Below are 1,642 nucleotides of genomic sequence, written 5' to 3'. Positions count from 1 at the left end.
CGACAACGTCCTAGCTCGGGAACAAATCGCCGTTTAGGGCATCAGATCACGGGGCATCCGAGCGACCGGATGCCCTTAAGATGTTTGCCCAAGCGGGCTCCGCCGTCAAGAAGTGGTCTCTTCCATAGCAAATACAGGGTCGGTCTGGTTGCCGCCCTCACCGTCCTTAAGACGAGATCCTAAATCCCAAGCGGAAGGCCCGAACATTATCTACGAGGTCGCGTCATGCGCCTCCACGGCCCTTTGAGAGAGAGGTCCTTCCGCTTGGGCTCGTCCCTTCGAAGAAGGGACGATAGGGTTCGCCGGATTTGATCACGGCGTGAATAGTGCGTGCCATCTTTGCAGCGATGGCGGTGTAGGCCTTGCGGCGTAGATCTGGGTTGTGGCGATCCTGCGCAATGTAACGCTCGAATTTGTCCCGGAAGCTATTCGCTTTCTTCAGAACCGCGGTCTGCCCTGCGAGCCACAAAGTGCGGCGCAGGCGGGCATTGCCATACTTGGATATCTTGCTTCGACCGCGAAACATGCCGGACTGGACGGTAGCAAGATCCATACCGCAGAACTTCAGGAACTGGCGGTGATGGTGGAACCGCCGCAGATCGCCGGTCTCGGCCAGAATGGTCAGCGCATTGATGGGTCCGATCCCCGGAATGGTGCGAAGCAGCTGATAATCCGGTCGGTCGCCCAGCAGTTCGACGGCGCGATCTTCGATTGCATTGCGCTGCCGGATTAGGCTCCTTCCCTCGGCCAGCATCATGCGGAACATACGAAGGGCGTCAGAATCTGGCGCGACGGGCAATCCTGCCGACACCTTTGCTGTCTCGTAAATATCTGACAACAGGAGAGACTTCTCGACCTTGCGCCCAACCACTTCCCAAGCAGTCTGAATGAACTCCTCCTTGGTCATGGCGCTGATCATGTGCGGAGAAGGGAACATCTCGAGGAACGCCAGAAACCAATCCGTCCGCGAACTGCGGTGGAAACGGTCGGCTTCCGGAAAGTAGAGCGGCAGGTAGTGGGTCAGGATGCGGTGCCAAAGCTCAGTCTTGGACCGCGACACCGCATCATGGGTCTTGGACAATTCCTGAATATCGTTCGTGCCGGCCACCATCGGGTCCTGGAAGATCTGCACCGCCCCGATCTGCAGCATGTGCAAGATAACTTGGGCATCCTTCGGATCATTTTTGTCCCAACTGTTGTGCAGCGCCTCCCGCGTCCGGGCCAAAGCGACCGAAGACACCAGCTTCAGGTCGAACCCGGCGACACCCAGATGATACATCAGCACCCGATGATAGTTGCCAGTTGCTTCAAAGCCGATCCGGACAGGCAGGCCGTATTCTCGCAAGATCGCGATGAGCCGCATGAAATCATCCGTGCTGTTGGTGATCGTCAGGCGCCTGCGACGCGTCTTGCCCGGGACAGCAATCAACACCTCGTGCCGGTGTTTGCAAATGTCGATGCCTACCAGAACAAGGGCATCCGAAGTATGCTCAATCTTGGCCATAGCCGGTCTCCTCTGTGGTGTGGTTAGCAAAGCCACCATAGAGACCCGAGACCCGGTTATGGCCGCCTGCTGCGCAATTTTGTAGGCTGCGCAGGCGGCCATAACCTTCAACGGTGGGTCATTCCCAACATGCTATGG

General features: G+C 57.7%; 1 protein-coding gene. It reads right to left on the bottom strand.

The annotated features are described in order from the left end of the window. Nucleotides 1–223: 223 nt before the first annotated feature. Nucleotides 224–1,504, bottom strand: a complete 1,281-nt coding sequence (locus TW83_RS16100; RefSeq protein WP_045983797.1) for an IS110 family transposase — start codon at nucleotides 1,502–1,504, stop codon at nucleotides 224–226. Between the last annotated feature and the right edge of the window lie 138 nt (nucleotides 1,505–1,642).

Origin of the sequence: Paracoccus sp. S4493, from assembly GCF_000967735.1 — a bacterium.
GTDB classification, from domain to species: Bacteria; Pseudomonadota; Alphaproteobacteria; order Rhodobacterales; family Rhodobacteraceae; genus Paracoccus; species Paracoccus marcusii.
Note: the sequence above shows the minus strand (reverse complement) of the source record. Positions and strands in the feature narration are given on the sequence as shown.